Origin of the sequence: Desulfopila aestuarii DSM 18488 (genome assembly GCF_900143695.1) — a bacterium.
Classification (GTDB): Bacteria; Desulfobacterota; Desulfobulbia; order Desulfobulbales; family Desulfocapsaceae; genus Desulfopila; species Desulfopila aestuarii.
This window is the reverse complement of record NZ_FRFE01000001.1, coordinates 206,359-229,532: the sequence shown is the minus strand read 5'-3', so window position 1 is coordinate 229,532 and position 23,174 is coordinate 206,359. Positions and strand designations below refer to the sequence as shown.

17 protein-coding genes are annotated in these 23,174 nt (G+C 51.1%); 7 read left to right on the top strand and 10 right to left on the bottom strand.

Going from position 1 to position 23,174, the window contains the following annotated elements:
* The first annotated feature begins 47 nt into the window (after positions 1-47).
* Positions 48-1,505, top strand: coding sequence for a TrkH family potassium uptake protein (locus BUF15_RS00920; RefSeq protein WP_073611555.1), 1,458 nt, complete (start codon positions 48-50; stop codon positions 1,503-1,505).
* 19 nt (positions 1,506-1,524) lie between these two features.
* Here BUF15_RS00920 and BUF15_RS00915 read toward each other — a convergent pair whose 3' ends face one another.
* The gene (locus BUF15_RS00915; RefSeq protein ID WP_073611554.1) at positions 1,525-2,235 is read right to left on the bottom strand and encodes a FadR/GntR family transcriptional regulator; all 711 of its coding nucleotides are present in this window, start codon (positions 2,233-2,235) and stop codon (positions 1,525-1,527) included.
* 440 nt (positions 2,236-2,675) lie between these two features.
* Here BUF15_RS00915 and BUF15_RS00910 point away from each other — a divergent pair, with 440 nt between their 5' ends.
* A complete protein-coding gene (locus BUF15_RS00910) occupies positions 2,676-4,370 on the top strand; it encodes an L-lactate permease (RefSeq protein ID WP_073611729.1) in 1,695 nt (564 codons plus the stop codon).
* A gap of 14 nt (positions 4,371-4,384) precedes the next feature.
* On the opposite strand, the gene BUF15_RS00905 is transcribed toward BUF15_RS00910, so the two are convergent.
* On the bottom strand, positions 4,385-7,489 hold the full coding sequence (locus BUF15_RS00905) for an MATE family efflux transporter (protein WP_073611553.1): 3,105 nt from the start codon (positions 7,487-7,489) through the stop codon (positions 4,385-4,387).
* 487 nt (positions 7,490-7,976) lie between these two features.
* Between BUF15_RS00905 and BUF15_RS00900 the strand changes: the two genes are divergently transcribed.
* A complete protein-coding gene (locus BUF15_RS00900) occupies positions 7,977-8,927 on the top strand; it encodes an aldolase catalytic domain-containing protein (protein WP_073611552.1) in 951 nt (316 codons plus the stop codon).
* Positions 8,928-9,008: 81 nt separating this feature from the next.
* On the opposite strand, the gene BUF15_RS00895 is transcribed toward BUF15_RS00900, so the two are convergent.
* The 5 genes from BUF15_RS00895 to BUF15_RS00875 are packed head-to-tail and all read right to left on the bottom strand — an operon-like array spanning position 9,009 to position 14,068.
* Positions 9,009-9,647, bottom strand: coding sequence for an ABC transporter ATP-binding protein (locus BUF15_RS00895; RefSeq protein ID WP_073611551.1), 639 nt, complete (start codon positions 9,645-9,647; stop codon positions 9,009-9,011).
* Positions 9,634-10,566, bottom strand: coding sequence for an oligopeptide/dipeptide ABC transporter ATP-binding protein (locus BUF15_RS00890; protein ID WP_073611550.1), 933 nt, complete (start codon positions 10,564-10,566; stop codon positions 9,634-9,636). Before BUF15_RS00890 ends, BUF15_RS00895 begins: the two co-directional genes overlap by 14 nt.
* Positions 10,567-10,574: 8 nt before the next feature.
* The gene (locus BUF15_RS00885) at positions 10,575-11,447 is read right to left on the bottom strand and encodes an ABC transporter permease (protein ID WP_073611549.1); all 873 of its coding nucleotides are present in this window, start codon (positions 11,445-11,447) and stop codon (positions 10,575-10,577) included.
* Entirely contained in the window at positions 11,447-12,445 is a 999-nt protein-coding gene (locus BUF15_RS00880) for an ABC transporter permease (protein ID WP_073611548.1), read from the bottom strand. Before BUF15_RS00880 ends, BUF15_RS00885 begins: the two co-directional genes overlap by 1 nt.
* Positions 12,446-12,478: 33 nt before the next feature.
* A complete protein-coding gene (locus tag BUF15_RS00875) occupies positions 12,479-14,068 on the bottom strand; it encodes an ABC transporter substrate-binding protein (RefSeq protein ID WP_143170591.1) in 1,590 nt (529 codons plus the stop codon).
* Between the two features lie 451 nt (positions 14,069-14,519).
* Between BUF15_RS00875 and BUF15_RS00870 the strand changes: the two genes are divergently transcribed.
* The 4 genes from BUF15_RS00870 to BUF15_RS00855 all read left to right on the top strand — a co-directional run bounded on the left by BUF15_RS00870 (position 14,520) and on the right by BUF15_RS00855 (position 18,075).
* Entirely contained in the window at positions 14,520-15,671 is a 1,152-nt protein-coding gene (locus BUF15_RS00870; protein WP_084553351.1) for an AI-2E family transporter, read from the top strand.
* Positions 15,672-15,838: 167 nt separating this feature from the next.
* Positions 15,839-16,450 (top strand): TetR/AcrR family transcriptional regulator, encoded by a 612-nt coding sequence (locus BUF15_RS00865; RefSeq protein WP_073611547.1) that lies wholly within the window; start codon positions 15,839-15,841, stop codon positions 16,448-16,450.
* Positions 16,451-16,461: 11 nt separating this feature from the next.
* Positions 16,462-16,974 carry a PaaI family thioesterase gene (locus tag BUF15_RS00860; protein WP_084553301.1) on the top strand — a complete coding sequence of 171 codons (513 nt, stop codon included), beginning with the start codon at positions 16,462-16,464 and terminating at the stop codon, positions 16,972-16,974.
* Between the two features lie 27 nt (positions 16,975-17,001).
* Positions 17,002-18,075 carry a hypothetical protein gene (locus tag BUF15_RS00855; RefSeq protein WP_073611545.1) on the top strand — a complete coding sequence of 358 codons (1,074 nt, stop codon included), beginning with the start codon at positions 17,002-17,004 and terminating at the stop codon, positions 18,073-18,075.
* A gap of 29 nt (positions 18,076-18,104) precedes the next feature.
* Here the strand turns inward: BUF15_RS00855 and BUF15_RS00850 are convergent, their stop codons facing one another.
* From BUF15_RS00850 to BUF15_RS00835, 3 genes are all read right to left on the bottom strand, one after another.
* The gene (locus BUF15_RS00850) at positions 18,105-18,758 is read right to left on the bottom strand and encodes a TetR/AcrR family transcriptional regulator (RefSeq protein ID WP_073611544.1); all 654 of its coding nucleotides are present in this window, start codon (positions 18,756-18,758) and stop codon (positions 18,105-18,107) included.
* Between the two features lie 345 nt (positions 18,759-19,103).
* Positions 19,104-21,851, bottom strand: a complete 2,748-nt coding sequence (locus BUF15_RS00845; RefSeq protein ID WP_159441193.1) for a cache domain-containing protein — start codon at positions 21,849-21,851, stop codon at positions 19,104-19,106.
* A 556-nt stretch (positions 21,852-22,407) separates the two neighbouring features.
* On the bottom strand, positions 22,408-23,172 hold the full coding sequence (locus tag BUF15_RS00835) for a DeoR/GlpR family DNA-binding transcription regulator (protein WP_073611728.1): 765 nt from the start codon (positions 23,170-23,172) through the stop codon (positions 22,408-22,410).
* Positions 23,173-23,174 lie beyond the last annotated feature (2 nt).

Below are 23,174 nucleotides of genomic sequence, written 5' to 3'. Positions count from 1 at the left end.
TGTGCCGCCAGGATGTCGGCCAATTACTGCCAAGAGATACATCAGCTATGAATTACCGCTCGATTGCCAACGTCTTCGGTGTGCTCATGGTTGTTACCGGCTGCTCCATGGTGTTGCCGGTTATCTGCTCGCTGATCTACGGTGAGGATGATTTCAAGGCGCTCAGCTTTTCCGCCATGCTGGCCGTGATTGTCGGTGGCATCATCAAGCAGGTTTTCCGGAAGAATTACGATCTCAGCATGAAGGACGGACTGTTTCTCGCCACCTTCGGCTGGGTGATGATATCTGCCGTTTCGGGGCTGCCGTTTATGCTCTACGGTGCCATTCCCTCTTTTACCGATGCCTTTTTCGAGATGATGTCGGGGTACACCACCACCGGTGCCACCATCCTCACCGATATCGAAGTACTGCCACACGGGCTGCTCTTCTGGCGTAGCCAGACCCATCTGCTCGGCGGGATGGGCTTTCTCACCCTGACGCTTATCTTTTTGCCCCACGGCATGGGGGGGGTACGGATCTTTCGGGCAGAATCTAGCCCGGGCCAGGTGATAACCCGCGAGAAATTCAAGGCCAGAAACAAAGACACCATGCTCTGGCTCTGGTCCATTTATCTGGTGCTGAATCTGTTGCAGACTGCGCTGCTCATGTTCGGGGATATGTCACTGTTTGATGCACTCTGCCATGCCTTTGGCACTGTTTCCACCTCCGGTTATTCCACTAAAAATGCGAGTATCGGTGCCTTCAACAGTGCCTATATCGATTGGGTGACCATCGTCTTTATGTTTCTGGGCGGCATGACTTTTGTGCTCTTCTATCAGATGGTCAAAGGTGACTGGCGAGGGGTCGGCATTAACACCGAATTCTGGTGGTATGTGGGGTTTGTGCTGTTCTTTGCTCTGTCTGTGAGCTTTGTCCTGCACAGCAACAACACCTATCCGAGCTTTCTTGATTCCCTCAGGTACGGCACCTTCCAGGTGATGTCGCTGCTGACCACCACCGGTTTTACCACGGCGGATTACGAGCTGTGGCCCCAGGCCTCGCTGATGCTGCTTTTTACCGTCTGCTTTGTCGGGGCTTGCGCCGGTTCTACCACCAGCGGTATCAAGGTGGTGCATTATGTACTTATTTGCAAATATATGTACGCCACTATCCGCAAGATCTTTGTCCAGCCGATGACGGTCAACTCGGTCAGACTGAATGGCAGGCCAGTGGAGGCAGGGGTGGTTGATCTGGCGGTCTGCTATTTTATCATCAATATCTTTCTCGTGCTGTTCGGTGGGGTTGTTGTCGTTTTTCTGGATCCGGTCGATTATGTCACGGCCATGAGTTCGATTATCGCCACTCTCATGAACATCGGACCCGGCTTTGGATTGATTGGGCCCAGTGAGAATTATGCCTTTTTCTCCGATAGCAGTAAATGGTTCCTCTCCTGGAACATGATGGTGGGACGGCTTGAGATGTTTTCGGCACTTGTGGTCTTTCTGCCCGCGTTCTGGAAGAAGTGACGGAAAAGCTGGCGGCTCATCATTCTTTGGTTTTCTCTATAAAATTCTCATAATCCCTCCTGCTGTAGGAGATGTGCAGCCTAACCAGACTGCGGGCATCCTCGGCATCACCGCGTTTGACCGCCTCGAGAATCGGGCGATGCGCCTCGAGTACCTCAACCGGATTGTTTCTGCTTTTCACAAAACCGTTTAAGAACGTGCGGATATGGGCGGTGAGCGCCTCATGCATCAGCACCAGGAAATGGTTGTCGACAATGAGCGCCAGCTCCTGATGGAACTGCAGGTCCAGATAGGCCACCAGTTCGGATGGCGTTGAGCTGTCCACCTCCTGTTCGAGGATCATCTCGAGGCGCCGGATATCGGCTTTGGTACGCTGCTGGGCGGCGAGGCCTGCGATTTCACTTTCTATCATGGCCCGAGCGTCGACCAGTTCTTGCAACCGTTTTGAATCGGACAGAGCGAAGTGGGGAATGAGAATGTTCTTGATGGTGCTGCTCTGCAGGCGGTTCTGGACAAACGTTCCCTTGCCGTGGGAGGTCTCGATAATGCCCAGGGCATTCAGTCTGCTGAGAGCCTCGCGGAGAGCAAGTCGGCCCACACCAAGTTCTTCCTGCAACTTTCTCTCACTCGGCAGCTTGCTACCCGGGCTGTAATCTCCCTTGTTGATACGCTCGGTCAGCATGCTGACCACCATGTCTACGGTAGTTCCTTTCTCGGTCATCTTTTCCATAGTGAAATCTCGTATTGCGTTCTGTTGGCAGAGAGGATGAAGTGTAGGATGAGAACATATCATACCAGATAAAAGTTGATTACGCAGCAAAACTGCGTGGAGAAACAATGTATTGCGGGCAGATATTGTAGTAACAATCAATATAATAAGTAGTTATTAGACGTGTTGGGTGAAGTTTTGAAACATGACTTTCCTGATGAAAGAGGATTGTTCCGGAGATGTTTCATGATGGAACAGAAGTGAATATCTATTAAATAATTGATATACCATTGAAGAACCAAAGTAACGAAGTGTTGACAACTGGTATGATGAGTGGTAAGGGTGCAGATATTCTGTCCCTGAAGGGTGGGGATGAGCCGTATCGGCTGAATATGAAGGGATCAGCAATCCAAGGTATTGCCTTCTCTTTCCTCTTTAAACGAAAATGAGTGCCAATGCCTATGTCCCTACCAATGCTTGCCCTGACTGCCTGTCTGCCGATTGTTGTTGCCCTTGTACTCATGGTGGTTTTTCATCGGCCCGCCACCCAGGCTATGCCGCTTGCCTGGCTCGCTGCCACAATTGCGGCGATCGCGGTCTGGCAGGCGCCGCCGCTGTATGTGGCGGCTTTGACTTTGCATGGTTTTGTGGTTGCCGTCAGCTTGTTGATCATCGTCTTCGGTGCGCTGCTGTTGCTCTACACCTTGAGTGCGAGCGGTGGAATGGAGACCATTCAGGCCGGTTTTCGTTCGATCACAACCGACCCTCGTCTACAGTTCATTATCATTGCTTTTCTTTTCGGCGCTTTTATCGAGGGAGCTGCCGGTTTTGGCACCCCGGCGGCACTTGCCGCGCCGCTTCTGCTCCTGCTTGGTTTTCCGCCTTTGGCTGCCGCTGTGGTTTGTCTGATAATGAACACATTGCCGGTACCTTTTGCCGCTGTGGGGACACCGATCATCATGGGCCTCAGCTACTTGCGAGAGCTGGTGACGGGACTCGTCGCCACTGGCGTGCCGGATCTCGGATTTACTTCTGTCGAAACCTTCAACACCCTTATCGGCAAATGGGTAGCGGTGATCCATTTTCCCATCGGTTTTGTGCTGCCGATTGTCATGTGCGGGTTTCTCACCCGTCATTTCGGGCCGGGTAGATCGTGGACTGAAGGATTCGGCGCCTGGAAATTTTGTCTCTTGGCCTCTGTCTCCTTCTTGGTGCCGTACCTGGTCTTCGCGGTGTTCTTTGGACCTGAATTCCCGTCGCTTATCGGGTCGTTGATCGGCCTTGGCATCATCACCTGGGCAGCACGGCGAGGTATTGCCCGACCGGCAAAGCCGTTTCGCTTTGCGCCTGCAAGTGAGTGGCCGTCGGAGTGGACCGGTATTGTCAGTGCCGACACCGGTCATGAACCGGTGGCACGTATGAGTCAGTTACGGGCCTGGGCTCCGTATCTGCTAATTGGAATACTGCTGGTAGTAACTCGTTTGCCGGAATTGGGAATGAAAGATTTCCTGGCTGCCCGTAAAATCAGTTTTGATCATATTCTCGGGTTTTCCGAGGTGAGCGCCAGTATCCAGTATCTCTATCTTCCGGGGATTATACCGTTTACCCTGGTGGCGCTCTTGACTGTTCCCCTCCATGGCATGACCCTGGGAAAAGCAGCTGGAGCCTGGAAAAAAGCGGCTTTGAGTATCAAGAATCCCACCATTGCTCTGCTTTTTGCGGTGGCGATAGTATCGATCTTCAGGGGAACCGGGGTGAGTGACAACAGCCTTAATCCAAATGGTTACCCATCCATGCCCCTTGCCATGGCAGGGGCGGTGGCCGATATGGCGGGAAGGGCTTGGCCGATGCTCGCCGCCTTTATCGGCGGGGCAGGCGCTTTTATTACAGGTTCAAATACGGTTTCTAACCTGCTGCTGGCCGAATTTCAATGGGGCATGGCGGAAGCACTCAGCCTGCCACGCGATATTATCGTTGCTTCCCAGGTTGTGGGTGGGGCTATGGGCAATATGATCTGTATCCACAATATTGTGGCAGTCTGCGCAGTGGTTGGTCTGTTCGGCAAAGAGGGTGTTATTTTAAAGGCGAATTTCCCTATCTTTCTGTTCTATGGGTTAATGGCCGGCGGGATGACGCTTGCACTGATCGCCATCTGAAATTGCCAGGGGGCCTAAGCCCGGGCATGCCACTGTTGTTTGTCACCGAGTTTTTCCATGTCGGCCAGGTATTCTTCAGCCCGGTCGAGATAGAAGGCAAGGGGTTTTGCGAAATTCCTGCCCACCAGTCCGTCGACAAAGACCTGGCTGATCTCTTTTTGCCGGTTGAGAACCAGCTGAGACCGATAGAAGATCAGCCACTCTTCCTGTGACATCTCTTCAACCAGCATAACCAGCGCCTTGCGGGCCCGCGGCTGGTACATCCAGAAATACATCAGATCAAGGGCGTTGACGATGATGAGCTTCTCCTGGTCCCTTGCTTCATAATCAAGGGTCTGCATCATCATCTTCGGGGAGGCGAGCATTTCAAGCACATCCTCTTCCGGAAACTGCATATCAAGCTTGGAAAAGACGTAAAAGAGCTGGGAGATCTTGGAACGGTAACCGGTCAGTCTGGCCTTGATGTTGGTCTGTCTGTCGGCAAGGCCTTCGATCACGGCGGCAACACAGTCCGAGGCAAATTTTGAGATAATGGCTGCCCACTTTTGCAGGATGCCGCTGACATCCGGGATCCCTGCCATGGCAAGAATAGCGGCAACAAGGGAGTTCAATAGGATGGCGATGGGAATGGCCAGAATCGAGCGGAAAAAATTACCGATGGCGGCGCCTTTGGGTAAGCCGCGCAGGGTGTTGTGACTCGAGATATAGATACCGTTGGCTAGGCCCATAACCGCATACAGGGTGATGGGATCGGTGGCGGTGTTGATGCCGAATCCACGATCAAGCAGTAGGGTCTTGACCAGAAAATCCAGAAGCGGGACAGAAAAACCAGTATAGAGCAATGAGTCGGCTATCCGGCTCCAGCTGACCAGGGAGTTCCAGGGCAGTAGTGGCGAGCGCTTGAGTCCGCCGCCACCCAGCACCGACTGGATGATATTGCGTGAACCGGTGATACCAAACCAGATAAACGCCCCGAAATAGGCAAGCAGCCACCAGTCCTTGGTGAGGGCAAAGGTGAAAAAAGCGGGGATAAGACCAAAAAGGACCTTCAGACTGTTTTTGAGGTTGGTGTTGAGATACTTCCAGCGGTTGCCGATGGATTCAGCCTCTTGCTGTTCGTACATAAGCGAATCGGTTTCCGCTGCTTTGCTTACCCCCCCTAGCGTCGCGATATTGCCGGGTGCACCGGGATGGACCAAAAAACCGTCAATGCTCCAGTCGAACCATTGCTCTTTGCCACCTTTTGGGGAGAATCCCAATCTTTCCAAGAGACCTTCAGCTGTTCCCCCCAATCTTTTGTGCGCGTTTTTGGTCAAAAGAGCACTGACAGGGATACATTCCCGTCCACCTTTCTTCATCTCTTCCCGTACGGTTCGCCGGGCCCTCATGGGCAGGGTGTCGAGGACGACCAACCCCATGCCATGCCTGTATGCCGCCTGTCCGGTTGAACCGGAACCGATCCGAGAACGGAGTGTTCTCTTCTGGTAATAAGTATGAAATGTCTCAAGATTATAGAGGATATTCATCAGATCCTCTTTTCTCTCCACCATCTCTATCAACTCCTGCCGGATATGAGTTGTCTCTGTCTTATCTTCCGGCAGGAACTCAAGCTGCTTTTTTAACCGTAGATACTGTTCATCATGATCCCAGATAATGGCACGGATAACCCGTTTCAGGACGATGACGTTGTCATCGTTCAAGGCCTTTTGCAGGTCGTTGATCAGGTGGTAGCTTTTTTCAGGACTTTTGAGGTCGACCGCATCGCCAGCTGTACCGGGGCCTCCGGATATGAAGGCCGTGCCGTGGGCAGCATTGGTCAGATTATAGGTTTCAACATGGCTGATCATGCCCGCGCAGTTGAAGAGCAACTCAAGGGTGTCCTGGACCGAAAGGTTACTGAGATTGAGGGTAAAGCGTGAGCTGGAGTGAAGCGACAACAGCCGACTGAGCAGTTTTTCAGGTGCAACTGATAGAAGCGGTGGTAGATCGTCGCAATCCTGGGGTCGGGTCGGGTCGTGGAGTTGGGGATTTTTTGACGGTAACAGATAGTCGTTGATAATGGACTCGACCGAAGGTCTTTCAACGCGCCTGTTGGCATCAACAGGTGCATTTTCTGTTGGTGGAGCAGTGGTCGTTTGCAGGGTGTCGTGGATGAAGCGGGCCAGGTGCAGCAATGAAGGCTGACCAACTCCGACAAAAGATAAGAATTCATTGAGATCAAGCGGCGGCAGCGTCACCCCTGCTCTTGCACTTAATGCCAGTCGGTGCTGTTCATTGTATGTGTCCAGCACATCGAAGACGTATTGCTGCTGGTATTTCGAGACCTGGCGCCCATCTCTCATCAGTTCGATGGTCGAGTCTTCTTCTAAAAATTTTAAGAAAGAGTCGTTGTTACTGAAACCGTGAGGTTCCCAGGTAAAGCGCACATACTTGTCGCGAAACCTCGAAGAAATTTCGATGCCGACCTGCACCCGGATGTCAAGAATAGCGCTGGCCTCTATCAACTCCCGGACCACATCGGGACGGACATAATTATAATAAATGACAGTGAGATAGCGAATTCCTTTAATCCAGGCGTCCATGAGCAGGTGGGTCGGCGATTTGCGGCCTTTGGTGTTAGCGTCATGAACATGATCGTCGAAGGCAAACTGATTCCACTCCTCAGGCATCTCCAGCAGGTGGAAGCGGGCGAGTTCAGTCCGGACCTTGCGCGGGTTGCCGGTTGATACCATTCGGAAATCATGGGCCAGCTTCAACTGGCGAAGCTCATTGCCCCGGCTGCGCAGCAGCTCTTTCATTATCTGCAGCAGAACCCGGGCAGTATTCTTCTGGTAGAAGCTGCTGGAGGAGAGAAGCACCTCATCCCGCAGGGAGCGAAGTGCCCGTATTCTATCGCTTGGTGTGCCTTTTTCAAATGAGCCGAGCAGGCTGGCAATGGCATAGGCGATGCGTAGACCACGGGCTGCGGCCATCTCCTTAATCCCCTGGGGGTGCATGTGTTCGTTCAAAAGCGAGTGCAGGGATTGCGACTCGGCTTCCCGGCCGATAACATCATTCACGATTCGAAGGAGCTCGTAATCGTTCTTGTCGAAAAAAATGGAGGTCGATGTGTGTTTCATGGCTCGGACGCGGGATCAAGTTAAGGAAATGGGAAGCAGTGGCAGCGATCGTTTGGGTAATTATATGGCAGAGCTTTTGATATCACAAGAAAATCAGTAGGTGTGGCGTCTTGCGAGCATGATTGGATCTGTTTGCGACTATGGAGGCGACTATTTCATCAAAAAAGACCCTCTCAATTTGTGAAATATCATGGCAAACCTTTTTGTGGAGAAGTTTTGAATAATATTATTTGAAGCGCTATCGAATGTTAACTAAATACGTAAAATGATCGTCGAAGGTGAATAAAAAGCCATTAGCATTGACTATGAAGTTAATTTTTGTTAGTACGTGTTTCTCGTTGCGGATTTTCCCGTTGATGCAGCGGACAGAAATAAAAACATCAAGTGAGCTGCTTGCTTACGAGATCAACATGCAAGGCGACTCCAAAGGCGTTGTGAGAATGGTCTGCCATGGAGTTGGCACAAACACGTGATCAGGAGTTACGGAATGTTCAAGGAAGAGATCAAGGTAATCGATTGCACAGTTCGCGACGGCGGCCTCATGAACAAATGGCAGTTTAGCGAAACCTTTGTGAAAAATGTCTATAATGCCCTGGCTGATGCGGGTGTTGACTATATGGAGATCGGTTATCTCAGCTCAAAAGATGCTTTTGATGCCAAAGTATACGGCCCATGGAAGTTCTGTCATGAAAAGGATTTGAAAAAGGTCATTGGAGATAAGGAGAAGCGAATCAAACTGTCGGCAATGGCTGATATTGGCAGGATCGAGCTTGAGGATATTCCACTGGCTGCTGACAGTTCGCTCGACATGATCCGGATTGCCTGCTATGTCCACCAGGTGGACAAGGCCATCGCCCTGGCCCATCATTGTCAGGAGAAGGGGTATGAGGTCACCATTAACCTGATGGCGGTGTCCACGGTTGGCCTGCGTGAGCTCAATGAATGTCTGGAAGACCTCAACAAGAGCAAGGTCCCGGTCATTTATCTGGTCGATTCCTTTGGGGCCTTCTATTCCGAAGACATCGACACCCTCGCCCAAAAATATATCGAACGGTTGCCGGGAAAAACCATTGGCGCTCATTTCCACAACAACCAGCAGCTGGCTTTTGCCAACACTATCTCTGCCATCATAAATGGTGTCAACTACCTTGATGCCACTCTCTATGGTATCGGTCGCGGCGCTGGCAATTGCCCGCTTGAGCTGCTACTTTCTTTTCTGAAAAACCCGAAATTCAAGGTGCGGCCGGTCGTCAAATGTATTGAGGAGGAGATCTTTCCCTGGAGCCAAAAGATTGATTGGGGCTACTCCATACCATACATGGTCACCGGCACCATGAATCAGCATCCGAGAACAGCCATGGCACTCATGGAGTCGGAAGACAAGGACAAGGTGCTCGACTATTACGACTCAATCTGTAATGGGGGGGCTACTTCCTGATACCGTTGCAGCACTGAAGTCACCTTGAAGACAGTATGAGAACGCATGGTCGCTTTTTGAAGCGGCCATGCGTTTATTGTTTCAGGCGGCTATGGGTTCTCTGAGGTGAGAAGACGGGCTCTGTAAGCAAAATCCATTATCGATTCGATCACAGATACAGTTCAGCAGACTGGCGTCGTGGCTGATGGCGAGCACACCTACCTGGCGGCTTTTTGCCCAGCTGAGGACCGTCTGCCAGATAAGGGCCTGGGTAGCGGGGTCAAGCGATGCGGTCATCTCGTCGGCAATCAGGTAACGGGTAGCCGGGGTCATTGCGCGAATGAGGGTGATCCGCTGCAGTTCGCCGCCTGACAGCTCGTGGGGATAGCGTTCAAGCTGGTTAAGACCAATACCGAACCGTTGTAGAAGTTCCGAACAGTCAGTGTTGCCCTCGGCCAGGATTTTACCGATTTTCCAGCGGGGATTGACGGCCAGCTCCGGATGTTGAAAGATCATCTGTACAGGGGAAAAGCCGCTGGCAGGTAATGCTTGGTCGTTACAGAATATTATCCCGCTTTGGGGATGGTCAAAACCTGCCATTAGCCGCGCGAGTGTTGATTTGCCACAGCCGCTCGGACCTGGCAAGCCGACGATCTCACCGCTATTGATGGTACAAATTACTCCCTCCAGGAGCGGAATATCCTTATCGTAGCGATAACAGATCTTTTCAGCCCGCAACATGATTACACCTCACCAATTTATGATTGACCCTGCGAAGAGATGGTGCAGATTGCCGGCACCCCGGCCTTGCCTGGGGGCACCGCTCGGCAAACAGACAGCCGTTGCGGTTGAGGGTTGAGGATGATGGTGTCGGGGGGAGGCTCATAAAACCGTTTCTGGGCAGGGCTTGCCATAGACTCCTGGTATAAGGGTGCATGATGAGGTCATTTTCTTCCAGGGCCCGCGCTGGAGTTATTTCTACCGTCATGCCCTCATAGAGAACAACCAGTGTATCCGCTATTTGTACTCCGTTTTCGAGATCGTGGGTGATGAGGACCACACCTTTGCCCTGTGTGGCAAGTTCTTTCAGATGAGCTAGTGACTGTTCACTTACTTCGGGATCAAGGCCGGTTGTGGGCTCATCGGCGATGATGAGGTTAGCGTTTCCAGCGGTGGCGGTGGCGGTCAATACCCGCCTTGCCATTCCCCTCGAGATCTGAAAGGGATACATCGATTTTACTGTGTCGGCGAGCTGGTATCGAGCAAAGGTCCGGTCACAGCTTGTATGCGCAGTGTCGGCACACCTCCCACTGAGCCGTGCTGAGCGGTACACCTGTTTCCCAACCCGGGTGAGTGGATTGAGATGGGTAACGGATTGCGGGATAAGGGCGATTTCTCGACCACGCAGTTCTTGTATTCCTGCTGGCGATAACCGCTTGCCTTTAAATATGAACTCTCCTGACATCGTGGCATTTGCCGGTAGTAATCCGAGCAGGGCGTGGGCGACGAGGCTTTTACCGGCGCCGCTTGCGCCGATGAGTGCGACGATCTCGCCAGGTTGCACCGAGAGCGAAATATCCGAAACCACCGAAAGCGTTTCACGATCAAAAGAGGCGCGGTTTCGCTGAAAGGAGATGGAAAGATTATGTATTTCGAGCATGATGGTGGTCACTCCTGAGCGGTTCGAGGATCCAGCAGGGTTCGCAGATTGTTGCCAAGGATATCAAAGAGCTTGACCGTGAAGACCAGTGAAAGACCCGGCAGGATCGCCAGCCACCAGTAGCCTGTCGAAAGGTGTCGCATCGATTCGGAGAGCAGCATGCCGATCGAAGGTTCATGGGGGGTAAGTCCGAAACCGAGAAAGGTGAGACCGGCCGCATGGAGGATAGCGTGGGGAAACATCAGGATCAGGCCGATCATGAACTGGGGCAGTAGGTGGGGCAGCAGATGATGGAGGGCGATCCAGCTCGGCGTTTTCCCAAGTTTTCTGGAAAGGTGGATAAATTCCGATTCCCGCAGCTGCAGCAATTCTGCCCGGATGATTCTTGCCAGTCGTGGCCAGTGTGAAACCGCCACGGCAATGATGATGCCCTGTGGGCCTCCGCCGCAGGCAAAAGAGACGAGAATCAGCAGTACCAGATGCGGTGTAGCCATGACTGTATCGATCAAGAGTGAGAGAACGCTATCCACCCGTCGACCCATGGTGCCGGCCATGATACCCAGCACGATTGAGATGACAGAGCTGCATCCCGCCGCCAGAAGGCCGATGGCCAGGCTGCGACAGAGGCCAAGCACCGTACGGGTAAGCATATCCCGTCCGAGCCAGTCGGTACCGAACGGGTAGGCGAGTGATGGTGCCAGCTTACGATGGAGAAAGTCGATATCAAGTCCGGATCTCCCTAAAAGGGCGGCTGCTACAAAGAGCATCACCAGAAAGGTGATGCATGAAAGGCAGGCGAGCCAGGCCCGTGTGCGGTTGGTCAGTCGGGGAATGGGGGTGACGGCCGCCACTCTCGGTAACGAAATGGAAGGTGCACGCATCAGAGGGGTTCGCTCCTGTTGGTAATTCGTGGATCGAGTTTGGTGTAGAGGAGATCAGCCACGGTATTGCCTCCAAAGACAAAGATAGCACTGAAAAGAGTGATGCCGAGCAGCAACGGTACGTCGCCCCGGATGCCGGCATCGACCGTGGCCTTGCCGAGCCCTGGATACGAGAAGACCTGCTCGGCCAGTACTGAACCGCCAAACAGCTCCCCCAGGGACGCGAACTGCAGAGTGATGGCCGGGAGGGCGATATTCCTGAGAGCCTGGTGGACAGCCACTCCAAATCGGCTATCCCCCTGGGCCATGGCGAACAGCGCGTAGTTGCTGTTCATGGCATCTATCATCTTTTCCCGGGTATGGAGGGCGATCTGGGCAATTCCGATGACCGACAATGTGGCAGCTGGCAGAAGCAGGTGGTGGAGGTGCTGCCACATTGTCGCATCGGCGCTGGTGGTGCCTGGTGGATAGGCGCCGCTGATCGGGGTGATGCCGAGCTGGACCGAAAATATGGCCAGCAAAACCATGCCCATCCAGAACGATGGAGTGGAAGCCACGGTATAGGCGTAGAGTCTGATGCACCGATCAAGCAGTGAGTTTTTATAAAGGCCGGAGAGAACTCCGAGCACAAATCCGAATATACCGGAGAGAAGCCAGGCGCAGGCCATGAGGTTCAGCGAAGTGAGAAACCGTTTGGCGATGACCTCTGTAACCGGTTCGTTGAAGATCATGGACCGGCCCAGATCACCTTTCAATGCATTACCTGTCCAGAGGAAAAAACGCTCTACAGGTCCTTTGTCGAGACCCCAGCGGGCGACGATCAGCTGTTCCTGCTCCTGGCCTATCTGCATCCGGTCCATGCCCAGGTAAGCGGTTACGGGATCGACTGGCGAAAGGTTCACCAGGGTGAAGGCCAGGGTGGCGACCAATGCCAGGGTCAGCATAAGTCGACCAACCTTCTGGAGCCAGAAGCTGTGTATAATGGCTGATGTCTTCATAAGGATCGTTGTAATGGTTTGGTTGAATGCAGTTTAACGCCGCCATTTCCACTGTTCGATATTGGCAGTGATGGGCCAGCCATGGCCATGGGGCTCCACCTGGGAGTTACCGATATCGAGGTCCTTATGGACAAAGTAGGTGTGATCGAGATTGACCAGCCAGGCCCAGGCCGCGTCACCCCTGGTGTTAACCCCGGTGGCTCCGTTCCATTGGGCGGCTTTCCAGAACTGGAGGGATTCGTCAAAGCTGCCGGCGGCAAGTGCCCTTTCGAGGTTGGAGTCTACTTCGGGGTTGGTATAGAATCCGGCGTTGTTGTATTCGATACCTGCATTTTTGCTACTGTAGAGATGATACAGCTCGATGGGATCGTGGGAGCCCCAGCCGAAGACGATGACGTCCCGGTGCATGATCTTCCTGATTTCATCAAAATTATTCTTGCCTTCCACATGAGCTTTAATACCTACTTTTTCCAGCATATCAGCACAGGCCAGCGCCAGATACTGACGGACGAGGCGGCTGGCCGGGTAGACAATGGTGAATTCCGCTTTCAGACCGTCCTTTTCCCGGATACCGTCGTTGTCAGTATCCTTCCAGCCGGCTTTTTCAAGGAGAGTGACGGCACCTGTGAGGTCATTATCACTGATGGCATTTTCCTGATTGTCCCATGGCAATCCGTCACAGACCCCGAAGGCCGGGCGGCCATAGCCTTCCAGGATGCCTTCAACCAGGACCTGACGATTGAGGGCGAGGTTGACCGCTTTGCGGATCGCCGGGTCAGCGGTGACAGAGTTGCCGATGGGATAGCCTTCAGCGGTTTTTTGTCCGGTATTGGGAATAGTAGGAAACATCAGACCACGATTATCGACACTTTTGACTGCCCGCAGTACCATTTCAGGCAACTCCTGATGGGCCAGTGACTGGGGTACGACAACCATGTGAACCTTGCCGGCTTTTGCGGCAGCATATGAGGTGTCCTCATCGGTAAAAAGGAAGACGATTTTCTTGAAAAATGGAGGCTTGCCGAAATAGTTGGGGTTCGCTTCGGCGACCATCTGCTGGCCTTCGGTCCATTCGGTCAGCATGTAGGGACCGGAACCGATTGGCTTTCGGCCGTACCCTTCGCTGTAAGCATGCTTGGGGACGATACCAAGGGTGATCAGCCGGTTGATGAAGGTGGTGTCGCGCTGGTTCAGATAAAGAGTGAGGCTGTAGGGACCGGTGACCTCGACTCTGTCGAGGTGGGCCAGATCGACTTTACCGCCAGCACCTTTAGCGGTTGTGAAGGTGAACGCCACATCCTCGGAGGTGAGTGGTATCCCGTCGGAGAAGACCGCATCTTCCCGGATGGTGAGTTGCCACTGAAGACCATCTTGTGAAAGAGTGTACTTTGTTGCCAGCGAGGGGACAATCTGCAGCTTTTCATCACGTTTTAAGAGGGTGGACTGGAACAGCGGGTTGCCGTAGAGCCCCCAGCCGAGGATCGGATCATAACCTTCTTCCGGTTCGCCCTTGATGGCCAACATCAGGGTTTCCGTGGTAACAGCACCACTGGCGCTGGAGAAGGACAAGAGCAATGCTGTACATATCGAGAGTGCGAGACAACAGAGGAAACGGTTGGGCATGATATGCTCCTTACAGTGTTGAAGTGTTACGTAATCGGAAAACGTATTACTCGGTTGTTCGAAAAAACCGATTTCCAGAGGTATGGGGATGTACCGGAAATCGGCATTAGGGATAAAAGAGTCACACGAAATTATGATACGTGTGAAACCTAACCTTGCAGGTGATTGTTGTCAATACTTTATTTGAAGAAAATATTGTTTGATAATTGTCTGTTACAATGTGGTATTTTTCAATTTGATACACACTGGGAAACAGCTATTGCAGATGGAAATGGGGCATGCTTAATAAAAAATTGGGATGAAAAGAGTTGTTATCACAGACGGTTATCCCCGTTGTGACTGAAAACAGTAGTGTGTTTTATGAGTAAACTGTTATAAATACGGGAAGAATGGCAAGACGATTCTGTGTTGCCAGCTGATTGAGAATAAACGAGTGAGGTGAGTGGGCGGTATGAAGCGGGAACGTGTCCATAAAATTGTACTGTTGTCTCTGGTCTTACTGATTTCTGCGATTTTTTTGCAGATGATACATCAGTTCCTGATGCCGATGTTCATGGCTGGACTCTTTTCCGCCATGGCGATGCCAGGTCATCGGTGGTTGGCCCAGAGATTTGGGGAGCGCGAGAACCTGGCTTCCGTGCTGATTATTCTCGGTATGGTGGTGCTGGTACTGGCGCCGCTCTCCATGTTAATCGGGGTGGTGGTTGCCCAGGCGATAAACGTCGGCCAGTCGGTGACACCCTGGGTGCAATCGTTTATCCAGGAACCAAGCACCATCACGCTGTATCTTGAGAAAATTCCGTATTATCAGGAGATCTTGCCGTATCGTGATGTAATCATTCAGAAGGCCGGGGAGTTGGTGGGAACCCTCTCCACCTTTTTGATCGACTCGCTCTCGTCGGCAACCAAAATGACCATGAACGCCCTGTTCGGTTCGGTGATCATGCTCTATGTTATGTTCTATTTTATGACCATGGGCGAGGTGCTGCTGGAGCGGATTCTCTATTTCCTGCCACTCACCGACGATGACGAACGGATGCTCCTCTACCGTTTCACTTCAGTTACCCGCGCCACCATCAAGGGCACCATCGTTATTGGTATCATGCAGGGGACCATCTGTGGCCTCGCCTTTGCCATTGCCGGCATCAAGGGACCGGTGTTCTGGGGCAGCGTCATGGCGGTGACCTCTATTATACCCGCCTTCGGCACGGCGATTGTCTGGGGTCCGGCACTCATTATCCTGTTGCTGATGGGCGATTTTAGCGAGGCGATCATCCTCGGTGTGCTTTGTGGTGCTGTGGTGGGTAATCTCGATAATCTGGTACGGCCGCGTCTGGTGGGGAAAGACACGGAGATGCATGATCTCTTCGTTCTCTTTGGCAGTCTTGGCGGTATCTCGATGTTCGGGTTGCTGGGTATTATCATCGGTCCGATCATCGCCGCCCTTTTTATCACCATCTGGGAGATCTACGGCAAAGTTTTTCAGGAATATCTTCCCGATGTTGGGTTGATATTACGAAGCGGCAGAATACCAAAAGAGTGTGAAGCGCAACCGGCAGAAGAGAAACCACAATCCACAAAAGAACCGCAAAATCCGTCTTGACCAGCGCAAAAAAATTATCACGTCCATCTCCCCAATAAAAAGACAACGCCATTGATGGTTGACAACAGGCAATTGACTACGCTATTAAATGAATGTTCAATTAATTAGGCCGTGCTTCATTGAGCCAGCAGAAATAGCATTCTTACATAATTCGATGGGAAACAGAGGTGATAGAACGAAAGCGACAGAGCGCCATAGAGCGGAAACCTGCAATCCTGAAAGCTTTTTTTGAAGTTATAGAAAAAGAAGGATTTGAAAACGCCTCCGTGGCCAAGGTTGCCATGAAGGCTGGCGTACATCCAAGCCTGGTTATCCATTACTTCGGTACTAAAGAGAAGATGGTATTGGAATTGGTTGATGAGGTGTTAGCCACCTATGCCGACCTCTTCCGCCGGTTACCGAAAGATGGCCCTCCCCTTGAGAGACTCGAGCGACTGCTGCAGTTGGTCTGGAGCCGTGAGTGGCATGAGGCGGCCAGCTTTGCCGTCGTGTTTTCCTTTTTGGCACTCAGCCAGCGCGATGACGAGGTGCGTAAGCGCGTGCGGAATCTCTATAATAATTACCGTCGTTATCTTCAGGTGCAGGTGTGTTTTTTTGCAGAAGAGGGTGTAATTCGTATCGATGACGTGGAGGCGGCAGTTGAGGCGCTTATTTCCCTTTCGGAAGGATCGCATTATTTCTGTCGGTTTCATATCGATAATGGAACCTTTGACAGCCATTGTCAGCATATGATTGTGGCAGCCAAGAGAATCCTCGGTGTTCAATCGCCCGACATATAATACAGGAGGATATGATGTTTGAAGGAAAAGAGACGATGGCAGGCAACCTCTGGCAACCTTTGATAGCGGTTGATCGCGAGTGTTTCGGCTGTGGTCTGGAGAATCCGCATGGCTTGCAAATGTGTTTTGAGTCAAATGGAACAACGCTCAGGTCCACGGTCAAAATGGAGCAACGATTCAGAGGGTGGTCCAATCTCATTCATGGCGGTATTCTTTCCACTATGCTTGATGAAATGATGGGTTGGACGGTCATGATCCTGACCGGTAAATTCATGCTTACCAGGACAATGCAAGTGGCCTTCAAACGACCGGTATACATCGGTGCTGTACTCACTGTCACAGGCTCGATCAAAGAACGCGTGAGTGAAAAGCGGGTGCTGGTGAAGGCGGAAATTCGTGATGAAGGGGGACTCGTCTGCGCTGAATCGGAAGGGGAGTTTGCCCTTTTTACCCGGGAGCAGTTCCTGCGAATGGGGATTATGCCGGAAGAGGACCTTGCAGCCATGGCTGCTGCCATTTCGTAAAGCACAGGTAATCGTTGGGAGGGAACAATGGCTTCCGATCTACTGTTTCTGGCTGGTCATAGGGCTTATGAACGCATTCGCGCAGATGGCCTCAGCCCGGACGAGGTCCAGATGGTGGTGGGTGCATCTGGTGCCGCCAAATGGCTGGTGCTGCATGGGTTGGAAAGCGCAATTTTCGGACAGTGGTTTTCCGGTCGAACACAACCCCTCCATCTGTATGGGACATCTATCGGTTCATGGAAATCTGTGGCAGCGGCACGCAGAGACCCTGAAGATGGTTTCACCACTTTGGCCAGGGCCTACATTCACCAATATTACCAGGGGAAGATTACCTCCGAGCAGGTTGCACGTGAAACTGGCCGGATACTCGAGGAGTTTCTGGGGCCGGGGGTACCTGAAGAGGTGTTGGCTCATCCGTATTGCCGTCTGCATCTCTCCAGTGTTCGCTGTCGCGGGTTGCTTGCCTCCGATCACCCTCAGATAGAGCTGGCCGGCCTGCTAGCTGCCTGGCTCGCCAATCGATTTTCGCGCAGCCTGTTTCAAAAGCTCTGCCCCCCGACCCTCTTTTATGATCCACGTACTTCGCCGCCGTTTTTGGGTTCTGAAGAATTTGTTGGTGGCGAGGTTCAACTGACAACCACCAATTTCCGCCAGGCGGTTCTTGCCAGTGGCTCCATTCCCTGCGTGATGAAAAGCGTACGCACCATTCATGGAGCACAGCCGGGCTCCTACCGTGACGGCGGGCTATACCACTATCATCCAGCGTTTGATTTTCTTGGCGGTCAAAAAGGCATAGTTCTCTACCCGCATTTCTATTCGGAAGTGACTCTGGGTTGGCTCGATAAAGGGCGCAAAAGCCGTATCGCTGACGGTTGTCGTTTGGCCGATGTCCTGCTGCTTGCCCCATCCCCGCAATTTGTGGCAGAGTTGCCTTTTTCCCGTATTCCCGATCGCCGTGACTTCGTCAGCCTGGCTGGCCGGGATAGCGAACGGGTAGCTGCCTGGAATCGAGCTGTTACCATGAGCCGCAGATTGGGTGAGCAGTTTCTGGAGAGTGTTGAGTTTGGTGCGATCAGGGAGCTGGTGCAGAGAATTCCCTGAGGTGGGGAAAAGAAGTTTCAAATAATCTGTTATTGCAGGTCAGTGGGCAATGGTAGGCCGGCTTCGAGAATCATGGCCCGTGCCAGGGTGGCAGCGGCCGTATGATAGTATTTTTCGCTGAGAGCGTCTTCGCCGCGTGCCATTTCAATGCTTTTTCGCGCCATGCTGTAGAGCAGGATCTGGCCGTAGATAAGATCGGCCCAGGCGGCGGCGGCAGCATCCGATGCCTTTGGTCGAACAGATTGATAAAAGCGGGCCGTGTTTTCATTATCCGGCCGGTAAATGACTTCTATCAGGGTGGACATTGCAATAGTTGGTGAAGCGATTTCCCGCAGCAAAAGTCTTGCCTCCCATTCGGGACGATCCGGCCGGAAATGGTCATGGAATTTGCGAAAAACGGTGGTGCGGATAATTTCTGCCTGTCCTTCTGGGCTTTCCATCAGCCGCGGGTTCTCCTGCAGCACATCGGAAAATGTGGTGTGGTTGCCGCGAGCGTGGGCGGCGAGGCAGGTTTCGGTGTAGAGACTTTCCTTACTGCCGAAATGATAGTGGATAGCACTCTGTTTGACGTCGGCCCGATCAGCAATCATCCTGGTACTGACACCTTCGAAGCCGAACTCGGCAAAAAGTTCTCCGGCTGCGGCGATAAGGGCTGAGCGGGTGGCGGTGGACCTTCTCATCATCGTACTTTTTGATGTTGTCCGGAAGTGGGCCATCGATAAGGCGGATACAGAAAGAGAGTGCTCAAAAAACCCGGGAGGGGAAGGTTAAGAACCTTCCCCTCCCACTTGCGAACCGCTTGTTAAGAGAGATGGGGTAGGGAGATAAGCGATTCGAAAGAGTCTCGTGTATGAAAAATGATGCACCTGATAGAAATGCATCACTGATAGTTATCTGTAAAAACGATCAACCATTCAAGGTCAACTGATCGCCAATTTAGGTCAATCGACCTAAATTGTCAAGAACAGATCGACCATTTTGCCTGGATAAATGCGAAAAATATTCAACTATCCGCTGATGTTGTTGATCTATTGCTCGGTTGTACGCGTCGTGTGCGTCGTTGTATCTGGCAAATATTGTGCTTGAAGAGTCTTTGACAGAGCTGTAGGGCGATTCAGTGCCTGGGCGATGACTTGGCTGACCTGGGTCATGCTATAAGGTTTCCGTATGAAATTGCATAAGCCATGTTCTTTCAGGCTGACGAGGTCTGCAGCACGGGTAAAGCCGGAGGAGATGACGACTTTTACATCAGGGTCTATTGCTTTGAGATTGAAAAAGCAGGATGAGCCATCCATTACAGGCATGAGCATGTCAAGCAGCACAAGCGAAATGTGTTGCTGGTGCTGTTTATAGACTTCGAGTCCTTCCTTACCGTTTTCTGCCTCGAGAACGGAGTAGCCGAGCCGCTCCAGCATGCTTTTCGCAGTGATACGAACCACTGGCTCATCATCCACCACCAGTATACACCCTTCGCCACATACCAGCTCTTCAGGTATCTTTTCAACAGTGTCTTTAACGTTTGATAGTGGGAGGTATAAGCTGAATTCCGTGCCATGATCGATTTCGCTATAAACCGTAATAGCCCCCTTATGCTGCTGGACAGCACCATAGACTGCTGCAAGGCCGAGTCCAGTTCCCTTGTTGATTTCTCTGGTTGTAAAAAAAGGTTCAAAAATCCGTTTGAGGTTTTCCTTGGCGATGCCACAGCCGGTATCTCGAATTGTCACCTGCAGATAGGTGCCGGGGGTAATGTCAAAAGGCATATTCGAGCAGTACATTTCTTCCAACTCAATATTAGCTGTAGAAAATGTTAAGATTCCGCCATCCGGCATGGCATGCCCGGCATTTATGCCGATATTGAGCAGGCTGTTCTGGAGCTGACTCCAGTCCCCCATGACAGTGGTTGACTCAGCCTCAAGACGGGATTCTATGGAAATTCGCTTGTCGAGTGTTCTATGAAGAATATCAGTGGTGTCGGAAATGATGTTATGCACGTTGACAGATACAAAGGTGATCGGTTCCTTGCGTGAAAATGCGAGGAGCTTTTGGATCAACTCGCCGGCTCGAATGGAGGCATCAGTTATGATTTTAACGAGTTGCTGATTTTCGGGACCAACCCGCAGGCGCAGGAGCTCAGCGGAACCAACAATGCCACTTAGCATGTTATTGAAATCGTGGGCGATGCCTCCAGCAAGCTGTCCGACAGCATCCATCTTCTGGCTTTGGCGCAGCCGTTGTTCCATCTCGATACGGTCTGTAACTCGATCAATACGGATGACTGCTCCGGCCTTCTGAGGTGAGAACAATGGTGAAACTGTGATCTCTGAATATTCTGTTTTACCAAACTCGTCAGTTCGAAAATAGGGCAACACGAGAAGAGCTTTCTCACCAATCGATCTCTGCAATTGTTCCTGATGCTCAGACATTTCAGGAAAAACAGTAAACAGTAACTTGCCGTGTGCTTCTTCAGGGTGTAATCCTGTTGCGAGCTGCGCCTGTGCATTCCACAGGGTCACACACAGTATCTGGTCAACACCGATAATGATTGAAGGCATTGAGTTGATCATGCTGTCAAGGAAAAGTCTGTTTTTCTCCTTCTCCTGGTCTGAACGTCTCAGTTCAAGGTTCTTTTCCTCAAGTCCTGCCAGTGATCGGTTAAGCTCAGAGGACATCCGGGAGAAAGCGTAACCGAGGACATTGATCTCATCGATGTTATGGTGCTGCCAGTGAAAACGATCGCGATATGCGTAGAAAAGATCAACACCGTCTTTTAAGGTATGAAGCGGCGTTGAGATCACGTTGCTCAGTCGGATGATGATATAAAACAATGCGATTCCCATGAGCAAAACCATTGCCATGGTCAAGGTTTTCAGGTATTCGATCGGTTCGTAGATTTCACTGAGATACCCTGTGGCGACAAGATACCAATTGTACCCTTCAAGCTTATCGACAAAAGCGTATTTACGTTGTTCCGTCTCTTCTGATGGGTTTTTCCAGAGATAGGTGAGGTAACCGTCTCTGCTTGCCAGAAGAAGCGTGAGAATGTTTTCACCCTTACTGTTGACCAACGCAGTTCCGTCAATATTGGAAAACTCAGGATGAAGGAGGATTGTGCCCTTTTCATCAAAGAGAAAGAAGTACCCGCTTTTGTTGATGCGCACTGGACGTATGAGTCTGCCAAGCTCCTCGACATCGACAAGATCGACAAACTCATCCCGATATGAGGATGCTCCGACGATCCAGTTCCATTCGGGGAATTCGAGTACATAGGCAGCTTTTTTTCTAAAGCTGTTATCTGCAGGATTTTTCCAGTCGTACTCAGTGAATCCATGACGTGTGGCGGCCCAGGTTTTACACCCTTCAGTAGCAGTGCAATTACTCCCCGGGAGAAAAGGATGGAGGTCGAGGAAGAGTTGACTGTTCATTTCTTTGACAGCTACGAGATAACCACTCTTGCCGACGGTCTGCAGGTTGAAATGCATCTGAATTTTATCTTTAGCTTCCCTTTCTGTAAGTTTTCCGAGACGATAGAGGGCATATTGTTCTTCAATAAATTCAAGATTTTTTTCAGTTATGGCTCGCAGATAATTACTGATTGCGGTGCTGAGCAGTTCCTGGGCAGCGCGATGCATGTTCTGCTCAGTTTTTTGCAGCTCGATGTTGGCATTTTCCCTGAGATAAGAACGGACAAAGTGATAGTTTAGAAAAAAGATGGTGCTGATGACGATCAGGATGAAGGGGCCAAGATAGATCGATATCTGTGTTCGTATCTTCATAAAAGCCATCTGAAAAAGGAAAGTACCAACATCGTGTATTTCCATTGTAGGCAATTCCACACCCTTTTACAAAATCGCAGATCTCCAAAGACAGGGGAAAACCTGCTGGCCTGGCATGAAGTTAGACAATATTCTGAATCAATTCTATTTGTTATTGTCTAGCGTTGAAGGCAGAAAAATTCTTTGAGAGGATAGTTTTGGAAAGGGCCAGATGATCTTTCTACAACATCCCGGCCTAGACAACACTCGAGAGATTCGAATACATGAAGGACCTGTGTTATTTTGTCGAACGTTCTTTTAGGATGCCAAGGGCTTGGCCAGAATGGATAAACACCAGAACTGTGGTTGGTGAGCTTGGCACCACCACATCGCAATGGTTGTGCCAGCGCTCTTCATGTTGGAAACCCGTATTTTCTGTTACGCCGGGATGTGACTCAGGAGGAAGTTCTTCGACTGATGGCTGTTGGACTTTGGCAAAAGCAAACATCTGTTTGTGGATTCAGTTTATGCCTGGCGGAGACTGGGAAATGTGACAAAGTAAAAATAAGGAAATCAATTATTCTGCAATAATCACTTCTACTCCCATTTCCTGGAAACGGAGTCTGTCTTCATCTTTTATGGACTTGTCTGTAATAAAATAATCAATCAAATCCAGACCGCCTAAAGAGGCAAATGATACTTTCCCGATTTTCGTTGAATCGGCTAACAGAAAGACCTCCTTTGCTGCCTTTATCATAGCCTTTTTCACATATAAATCGTTAAATCCAGGATATGTCAGGCCAGCATCAAACGAAATTCCGCCGGTTGCGAGAAAAAGTTTGGAAGCATGCACATCGGTAAAAAAATCAGCAGCTTTTTCACCGGAAAGGGAAAGAGTCGGAGGCTTGAATTGCCCCCCAGATGAGAAAACGGTACAGTTTGGAATAGCACCGAGACGCAAAACAATATTTAAAGCATTAGTAATAATTTTCAGGTTCTGCTTGAGAGCTAGTCCTTCAATCATCTCCGTCGTGGTAGACCCGGCATCGAGAATAATAGTCTCCCCGTGATGGACATATTCCGAAGCTTTTTGTCCGATCAACCGTTTCTTATCCATGTTCTCGAGATGTTCGAGCGTCATGGTCTGCACCAATTGTGGTACAGATTTCAGAAAGGCCCCGCCATGTTTACGGGTTACATAACCTTCTCCTTCAAGCTTTTCGAGATCTTGGCGGATTGTGGGCTCCGAAACGTTAAAAAGCTTACTCAAGCTACTAACTCTTGCGCCTCCCTCTTCTCGAATAAGCTCGAGAATTTTTAATCTCCTTTGTTCTGCTAGCATCC